The sequence below is a fragment of the Aquirufa sp. A-Brett2-15D genome (genome assembly GCF_054558735.1).
The window spans coordinates 230,393-248,359 of sequence record NZ_JBSKFT010000003.1 but is presented as its reverse complement, the minus strand read 5'-3'; the positions used below and the strand labels follow the sequence as shown (position 1 = coordinate 248,359).

At 41.7% G+C, this 17,967-nt stretch carries 12 protein-coding genes; 7 read left to right on the top strand and 5 right to left on the bottom strand.

What is annotated here, in order from left to right; genetic code table 11:
• Window positions 1–15 precede the first annotated feature (15 nt).
• From ACST14_RS09155 to ACST14_RS09140, 4 genes are all read left to right on the top strand, one after another.
• On the top strand, window positions 16–801 hold the full coding sequence (locus ACST14_RS09155) for a DUF2490 domain-containing protein (protein ID WP_459462816.1): 786 nt from the start codon (window positions 16–18) through the stop codon (window positions 799–801).
• Window positions 802–875: 74 nt separating this feature from the next.
• Window positions 876–2,465 carry a beta-N-acetylhexosaminidase gene (locus ACST14_RS09150; protein ID WP_459462814.1) on the top strand — a complete coding sequence of 530 codons (1,590 nt, stop codon included), beginning with the start codon at window positions 876–878 and terminating at the stop codon, window positions 2,463–2,465.
• Between the two features lie 17 nt (window positions 2,466–2,482).
• Window positions 2,483–4,090, top strand: a complete 1,608-nt coding sequence (locus tag ACST14_RS09145; RefSeq protein WP_459462812.1) for a sulfatase-like hydrolase/transferase — start codon at window positions 2,483–2,485, stop codon at window positions 4,088–4,090.
• A gap of 161 nt (window positions 4,091–4,251) precedes the next feature.
• On the top strand, window positions 4,252–4,992 hold the full coding sequence (locus ACST14_RS09140; protein ID WP_459462810.1) for a hypothetical protein: 741 nt from the start codon (window positions 4,252–4,254) through the stop codon (window positions 4,990–4,992).
• A gap of 56 nt (window positions 4,993–5,048) precedes the next feature.
• Here ACST14_RS09140 and ACST14_RS09135 read toward each other — a convergent pair whose 3' ends face one another.
• The 5 genes from ACST14_RS09135 to ACST14_RS09115 form a co-directional block, all read right to left on the bottom strand.
• On the bottom strand, window positions 5,049–5,795 hold the full coding sequence (locus ACST14_RS09135) for a hypothetical protein (RefSeq protein WP_459462808.1): 747 nt from the start codon (window positions 5,793–5,795) through the stop codon (window positions 5,049–5,051).
• 195 nt (window positions 5,796–5,990) lie between these two features.
• Window positions 5,991–6,926, bottom strand: a complete 936-nt coding sequence (locus tag ACST14_RS09130) for a hypothetical protein (RefSeq protein ID WP_459462806.1) — start codon at window positions 6,924–6,926, stop codon at window positions 5,991–5,993.
• An 18-nt stretch (window positions 6,927–6,944) separates the two neighbouring features.
• The gene (locus ACST14_RS09125; protein ID WP_459462804.1) at window positions 6,945–8,600 is read right to left on the bottom strand and encodes a SusD/RagB family nutrient-binding outer membrane lipoprotein; all 1,656 of its coding nucleotides are present in this window, start codon (window positions 8,598–8,600) and stop codon (window positions 6,945–6,947) included.
• Window positions 8,601–8,618: 18 nt separating this feature from the next.
• Window positions 8,619–11,855: a SusC/RagA family TonB-linked outer membrane protein gene (locus ACST14_RS09120; RefSeq protein WP_459462802.1), complete on the bottom strand. Its 3,237-nt coding sequence runs from the start codon at window positions 11,853–11,855 to the stop codon at window positions 8,619–8,621.
• A gap of 247 nt (window positions 11,856–12,102) precedes the next feature.
• Complete coding sequence (locus tag ACST14_RS09115; RefSeq protein ID WP_459462800.1) at window positions 12,103–13,332, bottom strand: neutral/alkaline non-lysosomal ceramidase N-terminal domain-containing protein; 1,230 nt, start codon at window positions 13,330–13,332, stop codon at window positions 12,103–12,105.
• Between the two features lie 88 nt (window positions 13,333–13,420).
• Between ACST14_RS09115 and ACST14_RS09110 the strand changes: the two genes are divergently transcribed.
• Genes ACST14_RS09110 through ACST14_RS09100 form a run of 3 tightly spaced genes read left to right on the top strand, consistent with a single transcriptional unit; the run spans window position 13,421 to window position 17,966 of the window.
• Complete coding sequence (locus ACST14_RS09110) at window positions 13,421–14,194, top strand: 3-keto-disaccharide hydrolase (protein WP_459462798.1); 774 nt, start codon at window positions 13,421–13,423, stop codon at window positions 14,192–14,194.
• Between the two features lie 2 nt (window positions 14,195–14,196).
• Window positions 14,197–16,899: a c-type cytochrome gene (locus ACST14_RS09105; protein ID WP_459462796.1), complete on the top strand. Its 2,703-nt coding sequence runs from the start codon at window positions 14,197–14,199 to the stop codon at window positions 16,897–16,899.
• Window positions 16,900–16,910: 11 nt separating this feature from the next.
• Window positions 16,911–17,966: an aldose 1-epimerase family protein gene (locus tag ACST14_RS09100; RefSeq protein WP_459462794.1), complete on the top strand. Its 1,056-nt coding sequence runs from the start codon at window positions 16,911–16,913 to the stop codon at window positions 17,964–17,966.
• The last annotated feature ends 1 nt before the right edge of the window (window position 17,967 follow it).

Genomic DNA, 17,967 nt, shown 5'->3' with positions numbered 1-17,967 from the left:
AACGTATTTTTGTGAATGATGTATAGGAAGATTAATCTACTTTTAGCTATTTTATTTATTTCTTGTCAATTTTCATTGGCGCAAAATAATCGCTTAACAACCTCGAATACCATTGGTTGGTACAATTATTTTGGCACGTTCAAATTATCAGAAAAGACCGGAATTCACACGGAATATCAATGGCGAAGAAATGACCTAATTTCAAATTGGCAACAAGGGCTGTTACGAGTTGGGTTAAACTATAATGTGACTCCAAGAGCCCTATTTAGAGTGGGTTATGCCTGGGCTGAAACTTTTCCTTATGGGGAATATGCCCTCAATAAATTTGGTCGAGAATTTACAGAACACCGCATATTCGAAATGGTTCAACTATCCCATAAAGAGGGTATTGTAGATATTTCGCACCGATTTATGTTAGAGCAAAGATTTATTGGACGCTATAGTTCTGCCAATGAAACGACCGAAGACGAGTATCCACGATCAAACAGGGCCCGGTATATGGTTCGCCTTCAAGTGCCATTTCGTGGTCGAGAGATAAAGGACAAGACGGCCTACTTTGCGGTGTATGATGAGGTGCTTGTCGGCTTTGGGGAAAATGTAAATGCTAATATTTTTGACCAAAATAGAATAGGTATTTTGTTCGGTTATCGCTTCAATAAAACTCTCCGCATTGAAGGAGGATATTTAAACCAAACACTACAATTAGGGAGGCTAATTAATGGCCAAAATGTGTATCAATATAATAATGGATTTATCATCAACGCTAACTTCAATATTGATCTATCGAAGCCAAAAGATTAAACCCATCACACTTGGTTTTACGAAGATTTTTAAGTTGGTTAGAATTTGATTTAACATTAACCTAATAACAACTTATGAAAATTTTAGCGCTACTCGTTTTTGTCACGTTCTCCGGATTCGCACAAAACAGCTACAACCTCATTCCTTTACCTAAAGAAGTCACACCTGTTACAGGCCTATTTGTAGTTAAAAAGTCTGCGACCATTGGTTATTCACATGCCGATTTCGCTCCCGTGGCTAATTTACTGCAGGAGTATCTACAAGGAGCCAGTGGATATCCAATCAGTGCAAAGTCAGCTAAATCAGCGGTGATTCAATTTTCGCAAAACAACTCTTTAGGCGAAGAAGCTTATACGCTTCAAATAAATTCTTCTAAAATCATCATTCAAGCAAAAACAGGAAAAGGCGCTTTCTATGCCTTGCAAACCTTGTTGCAATTAATGCCGTCGCAAATCTATGCGGGAACAAAACTTGCCACAACCATCGCGATTCCCAACGTCCTGATAAAGGATGAGCCTCGGTTTTCTTACCGTGGTTTAATGCTCGATGTGGGCCGCTATTATTTTCCAGTGGCTTCAGTTAAGCGTTTCATTGATTTAATGGCCATTTACAAAATGAATAAATTTCATTGGCATTTAACAGAGGACCAGGGCTGGCGAATTGAAATCAAAAAATATCCCTTGTTGACATCCATTTCATCCGTTCGCAAGGAAAGTATGTTAGGCCATTACAAGGACCAAAAATATGACGGCAAGCCACATGGCGGATTTTATACCCAGGAAGAAGTAAAAGATATCGTTGCCTATGCCGCTAAAAAATACATAGAGGTGATTCCTGAGATTGAAATGCCGGGGCATTCCCAGGCGGTATTGGCGGCTTATCCGCAGTTTGGGGCTAATGCCGACAAGCTTTACCAAGTGAAAACGAAATGGGGCGTATCGGAAGATGTTTTGTTTCCGCGAGAGGAAACATTTACGTTTTTGGAAGATGTACTAACAGAAGTAATGGCTCTATTTCCAGGTCAATATATACACATCGGGGGAGATGAATGTCCGAAAACCCAATGGAAGGAAAGCAAGTTCTGTCAAGATTTAATTAAAAAATTAGGCCTTAAAGATGAGCATGAATTACAGAGTTATTTTATTCGTCGGATCGATAAATTCGTCACCTCAAAAGGTAAAAAATTGTTGGGCTGGGACGAGATTCTAGAAGGTGGTCTTTCTCCTAACGCAATGGTCATGTCTTGGCGTGGAACGGCGGGAGGCGTCGAAGCGGCTAAGCAAAATCACGATGTAGTGATGTCTCCTAATTCGTATTTCTATTTAGATTATTACCAAGCTGATCCGAAAACGGAGCCGATTGCAATCGGAGGTAATTTGCCTTTGAGCATGTGCTATTCCTTTGAACCGAATCTGCCAGAATTGACCGCTGAGGAAGCAAAACATGTGGTAGGTATTCAGGCTAATGTTTGGACGGAATACATTAACAACATTGCCTATGCGGAATACATGACGTATCCGCGGGCTTTAGCGCTTTCTGAAATTTCTTGGTCGACGAAAGAATCAAAGAATTATCCGGATTTCAAGAAACGCTTGACGGGTCACTTGCCTTCGATGGACGCTTTAAAAATTAACTATTCGAAAGCTTATTTAAGCCAGCCTTAATGGCTTCGTTATAAAAAATGAAACGATACATACTGATTCTTTTTTGTTCCATTTTAACCTCTGCTAGCCTTTTTGCACAGGTTAAATCGGTAGCGGGCCGACCGAATATCGTATGGATTGTTTGCGAAGACATGTCCCCTCACTTAGGATCTTATGGAGAAAAAGTGGCCAAAACTCCTGTTTTAGATCAGTTAGCAAAAGAATCCGTACGCTACACGCAAGCCTATTCCACCGCTGGAGTTTGTGCCCCCAGCCGCTCTGCGTTGATTACCGGTCATTATCAAACATCCATTGGCGGTCATAACATGCGAACTTTAGGACTTTCTGCCTCCGCCACAAATGATTATCCCGTAGGCCTAAAACCTTATTCCGCGGTCATCCCCGCTGGAGTAAAATGTTTCCCTGAATATTTACGGATGGAGGGATATTATTGTACAAATAATGCCAAACAAGATTATCAATTTGATGCGCCGGTAACAGCCTGGGATGAAAGTAGCAAAAAGGGACATTGGCGGAATAGGCAAGATAAAAATCAACCCTTTTTCTCTGTTTTTAATATCGAGACGACGCATGAGTCTCAAGTTTGGGCTCGAGATAAAGAGCCGTTGTTAGTCGACCCGAGGACTGTAGAGGTGCCTCGCTATTACCCGGATGATAGTATAAGCAGACATGTCATTGCCCGGTTTTTATCTAATGTCATGGTGATGGACAAGCAGGTGGGGCAAATCATTCAGCAACTGAAAGATGATGGACTTTACGATAACACTATATTGTTTTTTTACAGCGACCATGGGGATGGGATGCCTTTTGTAAAAAGAGAATTATACCAGCGGGGCCTGAAAGTACCTTTATTAATTAAGGCGCCATTTTTGACCAAGGGATCGACAGATGATCAATTGGTTAGTTTCGTAGATTTTGGTCCGACTATCCTTTCTTTGGCAGGAATTACCATTCCTAAAACCATGCAAGGGCAGGCTTTTTTAGGGGCCAAAAAAGCAAAGAACAAACGGAAATATATTTATGCAGCGAGAGACCGGATGGATTCAGAATACGAGCGCGTGCGTGCGGTAAGCGATGGTCGATTTAAATATTTGCGCAATTACATGCCTGAAAAACCGTATTATCAAGACATTAAATACCGTTTGATGAACCCATTGATGACGCATATATTAGCACTCAAAAAGGAAGGTAAATTAAACGAGGACCAGATGTATTGGTTTAGGCCAAACAAAGTGAAAGAAGAGTTATTTGACACCCAGCAGGATCCCGATGAATTTGTAAACCTCGCCTCTAATCCTGCTTATGCTTCGAAACTTGCTGAACTGCGCAAAAAGCAGGAGGATTGGATAAATCGCTATGGTGATTTAGGGGCGATCAATGAATTGGAATTAATCAAAAATTGGTGGGGAGGAAAATCCGAGCCGCCACAAACAGCTACACCTAAAATCCGTTTAGTCGCAGGAAAAGTCCACCTTTCTTGCCAAACAGACGGAGCCTCGATCGGCTATCGAACAGACACGAAACAATCCTGGAGCGTATATACAGGTCCTTTTATAGCACCTGCCGGGAAGAAAATTTTTGTAACAGCCCAACGAATTGGGTATAAAGCCTCATTTGCTGAATAGTAGTTTAAATCGCTTCGGAATTTCAAAATGCAGCGCCTCTGGTAAAATTACCGGAGGCTTTTTTATTATATAATTTATTGAAAAAATAATATGCTTTTGTTTCTAGTTTCAAAATGATACTTATATTTGAGGAATATATTTTCACCATAAACATTCAAAAAATGAAAAAACAACTATTAATGGTTGCATTGACTTTAGTAAGCTTTGCGCCATTCGCTCAACAAAAAACGAGCACCATGAATACTGCTTTTTGGAAAGTTAAAATGGGCCATTCTAACTCTTTTGTAGATGCGTCAGAAACATTCATAACTAAATTTTTTCCAGTAAAAGACGGTAAACCTCAGGTAACCGGATATAATATTACCGGGGGGAAACACAACGGAGAGTATTTATTTATAAATAATATAGGGAAAAGCTTTGCTGATAGAGATGTGGTAACTCCTCCTACCATGGAAAATATAAGATGGAGCGATAATTGGAACTTAAACATTGCGCCCCATCTTGAAGGTATTACCGCTGATCTTTTAGTCTATAAACCTGAAATGTCCAACCTCGGGGTAGACGACAAGTCAGAAAAATTTGTAAACACGGAATGGACAGTTACCAATAGTTCCAAAGCGTTTACTGATGTTTTACTAAAAATGCCAAAAGTTTGGAATAAATTAGGACGAAAAATAGGGATGTGGGTGACATTTACAGGGGAAACTAGATATTATCTAGTTAGATATTTCCCTAATGGATGGAAAGATTTAGATGATACAAAAGATTCAGATTTTGCTGTTGCTTGGGATGAAGTATATGGTAAAGGTGCTTGGGAAAAAGACGGTATAATTTTCGCTAATGGATGGACTAGAACCGATCGTTTTATGATGACCTTAAATAAAAGATTAACTAGTAAGTAAATAGTAAACAGGTATTTAAAAATGGGAAAGGGGTCGAATTCGACCCCTTTTTTATTTTACCTAATATCAAAAGTTCCGCTGACCGCCGTATTAACAACAAAAGCAAAAAAACTACTACTCCAAAACGAAAATGAGCCACTATAAGCAAATGCTATGCGGTATTGTGTACTAGAATATGGAACTACAAATGCTGAGTGACTCCACGTTCCTGAATATACGATTCCGCCTTGCATAGGAATAAGATAAGGAGACATGGATGTAACATTGGGCGACCATATCGCCCCTGTATATGTGGGATTGTAACCGGCATTCGTGTTAAACGTAATCCCTATAGGTAAAGAAATAAGGTAATCCCCGCTACCGGCTGCCAACCCCTCATAGCCTAATTGCAAATAAATTGTTTTAGTTGCACCATTGTCAACAGCATAAGTCCGATCGATTGATCTTGTACCTGAAGTAGGCGCGGTTGTTGTTGCCGAAATGCTTATAGCGTTAGAGGCTAAAATGGACCCGTTATTACCAATTTTTGTCCAGGCAGTGCCATTCCAATAATAGTACCCTGCCGAAAGATTAACATTATTCCCCGTATTATATACCAATAATGCAGTTACCGGATTTGGAATTGTGGTAATATCCGTCGTGCTTGTTAAGGTAACACGAGGAGGTAAGAACCCTTTGTTTGTTGAACTAACCTCTAATTTCGCAGATTGATCTGGCGTAGTCGTGCCAATGCCTGTTTGAGCTTTTGAAGCAAAAGCGATTAGGATGAAAATGACGAAAAATGGATTGGCTTTAATTTTCAAAAAAAGGATATTTTCATTTCATTTGAAAAGAATCAACTTCGATTCTCTCCGTTTTTTATACCGCTATTTAGACAGAAATGCCCCTAAAAATACACAATTTTCTGTAAAAAAATTAATCCTACCTCCTAACCCGATTAAAAGCAAAAAAGGCAACGCCAGAAGACGTTGCCTTTAATAATCTTAGGATTTAACCTTTTACTTCAAAGTAGCTGGCCAAGGTTTGCCTGCGTTAGACTTCAAAGCAACAATACCGGACTCGCCATAGGTATTTACCCACTCGAAGGTAAGAAGCGCCGGAGTAACACTCTTAACAGTCATAGAGTAAGAATCACCGTACTTATCTGCACCACTCATAGTCAACTTACCACAAGCATCACTGATACGTACGTTACCTGATCCCCATGCATCTGGATAACACTTGTCCCAAGCACCGAATGTACCATCAGACACTGTATAAGAACCAGGAGATGCAGCTACCGCTGTCAAGGTGATTTTTCCTGAGTATGTAGCTCCACAGAAAGTCTCCAATGCATCGAAATCATACGTCCCTGCTAAATCCGAAGGACAAACTACAGCCGTTGGATACTGGAACGGAGAATCGTAGAAAGGCGCACCCGCTACGTTAGTTGTCACGTTATTAGAAGAGAAGCTTCTTCCAAACTTGTCGATCAACACTAAACGGAATTCGAATACATCGCTTCCACTAATACCCGCATTCGTCAAACCTACCGCAGCAATAGCCTCAGCAGCCGTCACTTGGATGTCTGCTCTCAAAAAGCGAGATTTGTCCGTTGTTTTAAAATCAGACGCCTTAAGGGTCTTCACTATCACGTCATTTGCTGGTGTATATTTTAATCCTACACCAGGAATCAAACGTCTGTGACGTACACGTACTTCCACAGTTTGAACTGTTTTTCCGTCTTCTTTATCTACCGCCTCGATGGTTAGCGCAAACTTTGAGCTCGCCAGATCGAAGAAGTTAAAGGTGGTGCTTGTTCTTGTAATAGTTCTCAAGTAAGCTCCTGTGTCGAAATCTTTGTAAGGAACGTTAGGCTCCACAGAATCTCTACAAGAACTTAGAAAGATGAGCGCAGTTGCGAATAAGCAGAAACTATATCTTAACATTTTCATATTTTCTAATTTTTAAGGTTAATAAATCCACGGTGATGCAGGATTCTTATCCCAAAACACTTGAGTCGCTAAATCCTTTTTCTGAACTGCTTTGGTATTTGTAACCATGTAGTTGTTAGGATACAAGAATGATCTTACAAAAGATCCTGTTATCGATTCCAATCCTGGCTGCATACGATTTGGCTTACCCGTTCTTCTGTACAAGTTATAAGCTTCCATACCATTACCATAAAGCGACAACCAGTACTCTCTACCTACGACGTTCATTTTAGTATCGTTAGTAGACGCAGCATCAAACTGTGTTTCAACATATTTTTTGTAGTTGGTCACACGAGAAGTGAACGTAGCTGATGGTTCAAAAGCTGAAATGGTAGCTCCTTCAGCACCTGCTACTGCAAACGCACGAACATAGTCCATGTGTTTCTGGATACCAGAAAGTAACAAAGTCTTAGGAGTACCCGTAGTTCCCAAAGTGACAGCAGCTTCAGCTAACATAAAGTCAACATAAGCAGCTAACATGATAGGGTGAATACCAGCACCTTTATTGCCCAAAGCAGGATTTGCTACAGGAGCACCAGAACTGTTGTCAAAACGACCACCCGATGGGAATACTCCATAAGCAGTACGCTTCAAACCATCTGGTGGAATACCGTCTGGATCTAAGTGATCACGACCCCAGTATCCTTTGTTACCCGCAGGATTACAATAAGGATAGTTTCCTACTAAGTAGTGAGGAGGTGCGATCTGAGAGATACACTCTTGCTCGTCTACGTTAGTCGTATTCGTCAAAGTTTGACGGTACAAGTAGTAACGCACGCGAGGATCATCAAAACCTTTTTCCACCGTTAAATGGTGCATGAAATCCGTAGACTGGTAGTCACCACCACCGGCAGTATACTGACCAGCAAACTTAGGATGTCTAGAATCTGGATCCGCTGCAGTAGTACCAAAACGGAAGACGAAATCGTCGCCAGTTCCGATAAGTGCATTTGCTGCAATCAGTGCGTTGATTGCATTCTTAGAAGCATCTGCATTCACTAATTTGGTATTCAAGTGATGCTTTAACTTAAGTGTATTGACTAACTTATTCCAACGGGTATAATTTCTAGCGTAGAAGTAATCGTTAGGAGTACCGCTAGAAGTAGTTGCCGTAAAGTGAACAGAAGCCTCATCTAACAATTTCAATGCAGCGGCATAGATGGAAGGTCCATCATCCGTCTTAGGACTGAAATTGGATGCGTTCAATGCCTCAGTGAAAGGAACGCTACCATACGTATCTACTAAATCCATCAAGACCATCGCCTTGATTGTCTTAGCTATACCCATGTGACGCTGAAGATTTGACTTTTGAGCCAAAGGCAACAAAAATTCAACATCTGCCAGAACATTCGCATAGGCATTAGACCATGTACCATTCGTAGAACCAGCTGAATAAGCTGCTTCATACAAGGCAGATCCTTGGTTGATTTGACGCGTTAAACGCGCCCCACGATCTGACACACCATACCATAAACTTTGGTAGTTAAGCTGGATACTGTTCAAAAGAAAATCAGGGGATGCAGTAGTTGCGTTAACTGCATTCGGGTTTTCCAATAGTTCGTCCAGTTTCTCCGTACATGACGTAGCAAAAACCATTCCGGCAGCCAGCGTCAGTCCATATATAAATCTTTTCATTGTTGTTTCAGTTTGGGGTTAGAATGTAAGAGTTAACGTTCCACCCAATCTACGAGAGCTAGGTCCAGTTACGAAATCAAATCCAAGTCCGTTACCCACACCAGTACCCAATACGTCAGTATCGAAGTTCATGTTTGGTGGGAAGTTAAGCGCTTGGAACCACAAGTTAGTACCACTCAATGTGAAAGATGCTTTCTTGAATGGAGTTTTAGCCATTAACGATTTTGGCAAGTTATAAGCTAAAGAAACCTCTCTCAAACGAACCATAGATCCATCAAATACGTTCGGCTCATCAGTAGCTCCCTGGTAACCAGAGAAGAAATAATCAGCTGCGGTAATTTGACGATCGTTAGGAATGTAGCGAGGCGTTCCGTCTGCATTATTACCATCTTGTCTTACACCTGGCATGATGAAGGTCATTTCACGATCAGCTACTGGATCCTTCGTTACACCACGGGCTAAAGTAGCCGTTACCGTATTTGACATGATCACACCTTTATGGCGGTATTCCATCATTGCACTTAAGGTAAATCCTTTGTAAGAGAAGCTGTTAATGAATGAACCGGTCCAAGCTGGATTAGGATCACCCAATACCACAGGCTCGTTAGTAGGCTTGTGTACACCAGAAGAAAGGATGATAGGCTTTCCTGTAGCAGGATCTCTATCAAAACCAATACCCTTGATGATGTTGAAAGGCTGACCAGGAACCGCGAAGTTACCTAAATCGGTAAAACCAGCAACTACTACTTCTTCCAATCCACTACCTAATTCCATTACCATGGTTCTATAAGTAGCCCAGTTAAGGGTAGAGTTCCACTCAAAACCAGATTTAGTAGAAACTGGAGTCGCAGTTGCCTGGAATTCAGCACCACGAGTTCTGATACGACCAATGTTGATCGCAGTTGAGGTAAATCCTGTAGATGGATCAATTGGTGCATTCGTGATCAAATTTGTCGTGTTTTTCTCGTAAATAGAAACGTCAAAACGCAACTTGTTATTGAACATAGCAGCTTCCACACCGAATTCTGCCTCGCCATGAAGCTCTGGCTTCAAGTTAGGATTACCCAAGGTGTTAGATACAGAGTGCGTAGTAGTTACTGCTCCATTTACATCGAATGCTCTAGCAGCCTGCGATAGTACATTACGTGTCGTGTACGGGCTAGGATAACCTGCCGATGTACCATAACCAAATCTCAACTTCAAGTCATTCAAATTAGAAGATTTCCAATCAAATGCCGTCGTCGGGATGAACGAAATAGATGCACCTGGATACAAGACACTTCTGTTCTCTTTTTCTATAGTCGAGGTCCAGTCATTACGAGCAGACAAGTTCAAGAATAAGTAATCAGAATAGTCTAACGTAATATTAGAATACACACCATATCTTCTCTCGTCTACTCCGTAATTCATGGTACCGCCAGAATAAGCGTCGTTGCTGGACGATGTAGAAAAGTTAGAGTGTCTAAACAACCCAAAAGCTAATTGGCCTTGAGAAGCAACACCTGATTGTATGTAAGAGTCAAATCGAGTGTTTCCACCAAGTAGGACACTCATGCTGAATTTGTCAGAAAACTCCTTCTTCCAGTTCACGATCAAATCTTGATTCCAGATGGTGTTGTTGATATTAATCGTTCTATAATATCCGTTTTTAGTTGCTAAGTTAGCCGTAGCTCCTCCTTTGTTATACAAAATCTCTTGTAATTCAGAGTAGGTGTCTAGTCCCAAACGATACGTTACAGAGAAGTTGTTATTGAAATCATAGTTCAAAGAAGTAGAGTTAAAGAAACGCTTCACATCTGAAGTGTTCTTGTAATACCTAACTAACCAGTTCGGGTTAGTGATATCGTTACCGCCTCTAAAGTATACAGAGCTTTTATCCACCGGATTTTCGTACGGAAGGTTTTCCAAATCCACAGAACGTGGGGTAAACAATACGTGTCCAAAAACAGACGGAATATCAGAACCTGAACCATATGATGCGTTAGCAGGAGGTGAATCTAGATCTGTAATCGCGAAAGTAAAGGAAGATTTTACCGAAAGCTTGTCGCTGATGGCAGAATTCAATCCTAATCCGAAGTTATACTTCTTCAATTCGTTACCTGGCGTAAAACCTTCTTCATCTGTATAGCCAAAGCTTGCATTGAAACCAGTCTTCTCTGAACCACCTGCTACTTGAACAGAGGTATTAGAGATCAAACCTTTTCTAAAGAAGATTTGAGATGGGTCCTTGTAAGCCTTGTAATCATACTTCACTGGCGTGCCACCTACTTTGCCGTCCACCCAGAACTGAGGGAATGCTTCACGTACAGAGGCAACAGAAGAAGTAGCATACGGGTGATTAATCTGCAAGCCAGTATTCATACTCGGACCGAAGTTAGAGAAGAAGAAACCTGGAGCCTGCTGGAAACCGTTACCATATTCTGTACCGTAAGTAGGCAAAGAAGCCGCTTCGTTCGTAAATACGGATTGATTGATGGTTACGTTCGCCGCTTTTCTCTTAGATGCACCAGATTTAGTAGTAATCAAAATTACACCATTTCTACCTTGATCACCATAAAGAACAGTTGCAGAAAGACCTTTTAATACAGACATGTTCTCGATGTTGTTTGGATCAATATCCAAGAAACGAGATGACGTCGTAGCACCACCTGCGGTAAATCCATTTTGAGCATTCGTAGAGGTGTTAAAAGGAACCCCATCCACCACGAATAATGGCTGGTTATTACCCGTTGCTGATTTATAACCACGGATAATCATGTTCGTACCGGATCCTGTCATACCGTTAGTGGAGGTAATGTTTACCCCAGCTACTTTACCCTGCAATACGCGGGCAACGTCAGCTTCCGGACGATTTTCCAATAGGGCACTGCTTACTTTAGTTACGGCGTAACCCAGTGCTTTTTTCTCCCTTTCAATACCGATAGACGTTACTACCACTTCGGATAGTTGCGCTGCATCAGATGTAAGGGTTACATTGACTACGGACTGGTTACCGATCGTCCCTTCCTGAGCCTTAAGGCCTACGAAAGAGAAAATCAATACATTAGATCCCGCTGGTACGTTAATGGAATACTTACCACCTTTATCGGTAGTAGCACCCACTGACGTCCCTTTCACGAGAACTGTTGCACCTGGCAAACCTAGACCGTCTTCCTCGGAAATTACCGTACCGGTAATCACCCGCTGCTGCGCTGAAACCTCAAAGCTGAGGGCCATTGTAAAAACCGCAACAACGTAGAGTAAAATTTTTCTCATAAGGTGTTTAGTTTAAGGAGTTTATTTTATTTAATCAACAATTATAATACACAAATCGATAATTTCAAAAAAATTGGAGGCTTTTTTAAAAAAATGTTAAATCAACATTAAATGATTGTAAAGTGCCAATTCATCTAAACAGACAAGCCGATCGTTTCCGATCGGCTTGTCTAGTGTGGGTCCCCTTTTGCTTGAAAGATTCAGAAAGCCTCGAATTAACGTAGGTTTTAATTCCCTCGGCTTTAGTTTATTTTATAAGCGTTTTCAAGGTAGAAAAAATGATTCCCATCGTCTCTGGCCCAATACTCATTCCCGTCAGATATTTACTGTGGGGAATGTTATTACTTGAATCAAAAAAGCTTGGCTTGACGATATAGCCTAAGGCATCCTGTGATAAGCCTAATACAAATTTGGGGCCCTTATTATTCATTAATTTCTTCGTCGCAAGGCCTAATGCTGGACTGGTTTCTCCTGGATGGGTTGCAAAATAAGCCTCTCCTATACTAAAAACAGCAATCTCAGAGCTGACCGTTTTTCCGAAGTTTCTTTTAATGATCCCGGATTTGGACAACATTTGAAAACCCGGATTCGCTAAAGGAAAGTCAACTTTAGCAGAAGCAAAACCTAAATTTTTACTCGTGTTCTTGCCTTTAGGTAATTCGAAAACATATTTCCCTAACGTAGTTCCATAATACTTTGCTTGATCGTAGGTATGAGGAACGCCTTCTGGTTGAACCCACCCCCCTATTGCGCCTTGCAGGAACATATTTACTCCGCCTTGTGCTGCATCTAAATAGGTATAATATCCCCAAACATAATCCGAACTTGCGGCCGTGCTGGTGTCATCCATGATCGTGGGATGGCAGGCAAAATTAGTCAGTGTAGCTATATTCTTTCCATTTTGATCACTGAATTTAATGACACTCACCGACCGGTCCAGCTCCCCTGGCTCTGAAATATTCTTTACCCAATCCTCTCCAAAAGAACCATTTCCATAAGATATACTTACCGGTTTTCTAGCTTGGGCAGCTTCCTTTATGGCTTCTACCGCCCTGTCCACAATAAGCTGCATGTGTTTATCATTAACACCTGAATGCGCTAAATCTTTGCCCCAAATACCCACTACATCTGGCCCGGAATGGGTATGTGTCGATGACATGACAATATGTTCAGGATCAATTAGAGGAAGTTCGGATTTAATTCTAGATCGGATTTCTTGTAATTGAGGATACAATAATCCGATGCAATCAAAGGTGAGAATGGTAATATTATTGGTAGTATTGCTTACCACCAAAGCTTTGACATACAGGTTATCATGCACGTCCATAAAAGGTCGATTGGGTTTCCCTCCTGCCAGGTATAAAGAGTCTTTATCAGGATTTATGGTTCGTGTTGCGGCCCCAGCAAAAAAATCTTGTGCAGTAAGCGATAATTGTGCTAGCAAAAATAGTACTAAAAGTGCTGTTCTGTTTTTCATATGTGGTATAATTATAGCAAAAAAATTCAAGCCGATAAACCATTTTTCAAACTTTTTAAACTAATTTGAAATTCTAAACCTATTCAAAATGAAAACTAATCGTCATAAATTCATATGGCTGTTTGTGTCTTTGCTGGCTATTCAAGCGCCCTGCTTTGGCCAGATCAAACAGCTAGAGAAGGGGTTTAAATCCATTTTTAACGGAACATCCTTGCAGGGATGGGAAGGAGATCCTGCCTACTGGCGGGTGGAAAATGGGAGTATTATTGGCGAAATCACGCCTCAAACCTTATTAAAACGGAATACATTTTTAATTTACCGGGATTCTCAACCGACTGACTTTGAGCTAAAAGCTGAGTTTAAAATTTCAAAAGGAGGCAATACAGGAATTAATTATCGATCGGAGGAATTGCTGCCCGATTTGCCTTTTGCATTAAAAGGATATCAAGCTGATATCGATGGTGAAATCAGGTATACGGGCCAAAACTATGAGGAAAGGGGTCGAACGACTTTGGCTTATCGAGGCGAAATTGTATCTGTGAATGAACAAACAGATGCGGCGATTAAAACAAATTTACGGGCATTTTCGCAAAATAACGCTTGGTTGCCCCGCACGGTAACCGGCTCTTTAGGCAATAAAGATTCGTTGAAAACTAGTATTAAATCAGAAGATTGGAATGAAGTACACTTAGTTATCAAAGGCAAGCGTCTACAACATTTTGTAAACGGCATTTTGATGAGCGACGTGACGGATTTAGATCAAATAAATGGTAAAGCCTCTGGCTGGCTGGGTGTGCAAGTACACGTGGGGCCACCCATGAAAGTAGAGTTTAAAAATATTCGTATCAAAAATTTAAAATAGCAATGAAATCAATCCGTAAGTATTTAATCGCCAGTGTCGTGTTGCTTAGTCTAGGAAGTTTGGGCTTCAACCAATTATTCAAAATTGAGCCTGCTCACGTAGAGGGGGCTGATTCAAAATTGGATAAAATCCGTTTGCAGCCGGGGTTTAAAATCGAACATTTACTTAGCCCATCAGATGAAAACATCGGATCTTGGGTATCCATGACATTTGATGATAAGGGCAGAATGATTTGCTCAGATCAATATGGCGGTTTGTATCGCTTAACGATTCCTGCCGTAGGAGCTGAAAGCGTGAAACCACAAATTGAGAAATTAAAATTTGGTAAAGGTGCTGATACTTTAGGTATCGGAAACGCGCATGGTATGCTTTACGCATTCAACAGTTTATATGTGATGGTTAATGCACGTGCAACTAAACCGGGGGCGGTTCGTGGAACTGCTTCTAACTTTACTCCTAGAGGTAGCGGTTTGTATCGCGTGCAAGATTTAGATGGGGATGATCAATTTGACAAAATCACGTTGATGAAAGAATTTGTAGGCGAAGGCGAGCACGGTCCGCACAGCATTATTCTATCGCCTGATAAAAAATCGATTTATTTAATTTCAGGAAATCATACCGATGTCCCTCCAATGGACGCCTATCGCTTGCCTAAAAATTGGCAAGAAGACAATATTTTTCCTTTGATTAAAGATCCGCGGGGGCATGCAAATGATCGTTATGCACCAGGGGGTTGGATTGCAAACATTGATCCAGAAGGAAAGAAGTGGGAATTAATCAGTGCGGGATATCGGAACGCATTTGATATTGCCTTTAACGAAACAGGGGATTTATTCGTGTATGATGCAGATATGGAGTGGGATTTTGGTTTACCTTGGTATCGACCTACGCGTATTTGCCATGTAACGAGTGGTAGTGAGTATGGCTGGAGAACGGGTAATAGTAAATGGTCCACCACCTACCCCGATAACTTGCCTCCTGTGTTAAATATTGGACAGGGGTCACCTACGAGTTTATTGTCTTTACGGGATGCTAAATTCCCAGCTAAATACAAGAAATCCCTATTGGCTTTCGACTGGACTTTTGGCATCGGACACATCATTAAATTAAAGCCTTCGGGATCTACCTTTCTAGCTGATCGGGAAGAGTTATTTTCAGGTATTCCTTTGCCTTTAACTGACGGAGTTATTGGCCCAGACGGCAACTTATATTTCATGACGGGCGGTCGTCGCCTTGAATCTGATTTATATCGCATAACCTACGTGGGGCCGGAGGAAACTTCCGCTAAAACAATCGTGGGTGCGCCTAATCCGTTAAATGAATTACGCCGCAAAATCGAGCAATTCCATCAAGGTCCTAATCCTGCCGCTTTAGCCATGGCCTGGCCACATTTAAAACACCCAGACCGTTTTATTCGGTATGCGGCTCGTATGGCATTAGAGCACCAGCCTGTTGCCGAGTGGAAAGATAAAGCCCTATCAGAAAAAGATCCGATTGCCGCAACGCAGGCGCTTATCGGTCTGATTCGTCAAAGCAAGCCCGAGTTTAAATCAGGGATTTACGCCGCTTTATTAGCGATTGATAACAAAGCGCTCTCTGAATCTCAAACACTAGATGTATTGCGTGCCTACGAATTAGCGATGTTGCGACTAGGAATGCCTGATGCGCAGATGTCCTCTAAAATCATTGCAAAATTTGATGCCAAATATCCATCAAACCGCATGAATATGGACCGAGCGTTGAGTCGCCTACTCATTCCATTAGAGGCCCCTAACGTAATCGCGCGGACCTTAAAAATAATGGAAACAAAGGATACGGCTAGCGCAACGGCATACCGGGTGGAATCTGCCACTTCATCTGCGGATTTAATTATGCGTAACCCACAATACGGAACGGATATTGCTAAGATGTTAGAGAAAATCCCGCCGGCACAACAAACCTACATGGCAACCATGTTATCCGCGGCTAAAAATAATTGGACTCCCGAATTACACGAACGTTATTTCAAGTGGTTTAAAAATTCATTCCAATTTTCAGGCGGACGCAGTTATGTGGGCTTCATTGATCGAGCACGAAAATTAGCCTTAAAAAATGTGGTTGAAAGTAAGCGGGCTTACTTCGACAAATTAGGCGGTGCAGATCTCTTGTCTGCGAGTGGGAATGATGTGATGAATGTCGATAGCCCGAAAGGTCCCGGAAAGCAATGGAAGTTAGATGATGCGGTAGCATTATTAGATGCACCATTAATAGACCGTGATTTCCAAAACGGAAAATCGATGTATGCCGCGACCACCTGTATTCGTTGCCATGCTTTAGGAAGCGAAGGCGGGGGAAACGTAGGGCCAGATCTAACTAATTTAGGTACGAGATTCTCGAAAAAAGATATGTTAGAGGCCATCATAAATCCAAACAAAACCGTTTCGGATCAATATGCCGCGACGCAATTTATGCTGCGCAATGGGACTTCGGTAATAGGCCGATTAACCAATCAGGATAAAATGGCCTATTACGTTTCTCAAAACCCTTATGCACCAGATCAGGTGGAGAAGATTTTGAAGAAAAATGTCATTTCATTGAAATACTCTCCTGTTTCAAGTATGTTACCCGGACTAATAAATAGTCTAAATGCAGACGAATTAAAAGACCTAATGGCCTATTTAATCGCGGGTGGAAGCGAGAGTAATGCTCAATTTAAAAAGAAATAAGTTCGTCATACATGTCACATTGGACCGGTAAAATAGCGAATCACAGGCAATTAGGAGGCATCGAAACGTCCATTTTAGATAATGGGGCGGGTCGGGGTGTTCGAATTGCTTGGATGGATACCGGAACGGGTTTCCGTTATAAAGTGGTCATTGACCGTGCCATGGACATTGCGGATGCATTCTATAACCAACATAGCCTGGCTTGGATTAGCCCGGTGGGAATTACGGCTCCTCAGCCTATGTCGAATCATGGGATTGATTGGCTACGTACTTTTGGTGGTGGCCTGCTCGCTACGTGTGGGCTTGATCATGTGGGTGGTCCAGAGGCTGACGAATCAGGGGACCGAGGAGTCCATGGTTTTATAGGAAATTTACCGGCTGAAATCATATCAATCGTTCAACCCGATTTGCGGAGTGGCTCGCTGGATATGTCGATTACGGGTATTATACGCCAACATAAAATTTTTGGGCCCTGTCTCACGCTAAAACGTACCATTTCAGGTAGGTTAGGCGAAGCGGCTTTACAAATCCATGACGAGGTAATTAACGAAGGAAATACCGCTGCGCCGCTGATGCTTTTGTATCATTTTAATTTCGGTTGGCCGTTGGTAGACGAAGGCACGGATATTATCTGGAAAGGGACGCACCGCGTCGCATCAGATCCTCAACTACTAGGCGTAAAGGACATCAAGAAGTGCCCACCTCCACTCGAGCTTCATCAAGGAAGTGGGGAGTCTGTTATTTACATTGATCCCGAGGCTGATGCCGAGCATAAAGTTCATTGCGGACTTTGGAACAAAGAAAGAGACCTAGGCCTGCGCATCACATTTGATAAGCGTGAATTACCTTGTTTGACGAATTGGCACCATTTTGCAGAACACGAGTATGTCACAGGAATTGAACCTGGCACGAACCCGCCCATTGGCCAAAAAGCCGCGCGAGAATCAAACACTTTAACTAGGCTGGCCCCCGGGGAGAAAAAAGAAATAACGTTAATGCTAAGTATTTTAGCGCCTAATTTACCTAAGTCAAAAGAGGATATAGATTTTTTACATTTAACACCATGAC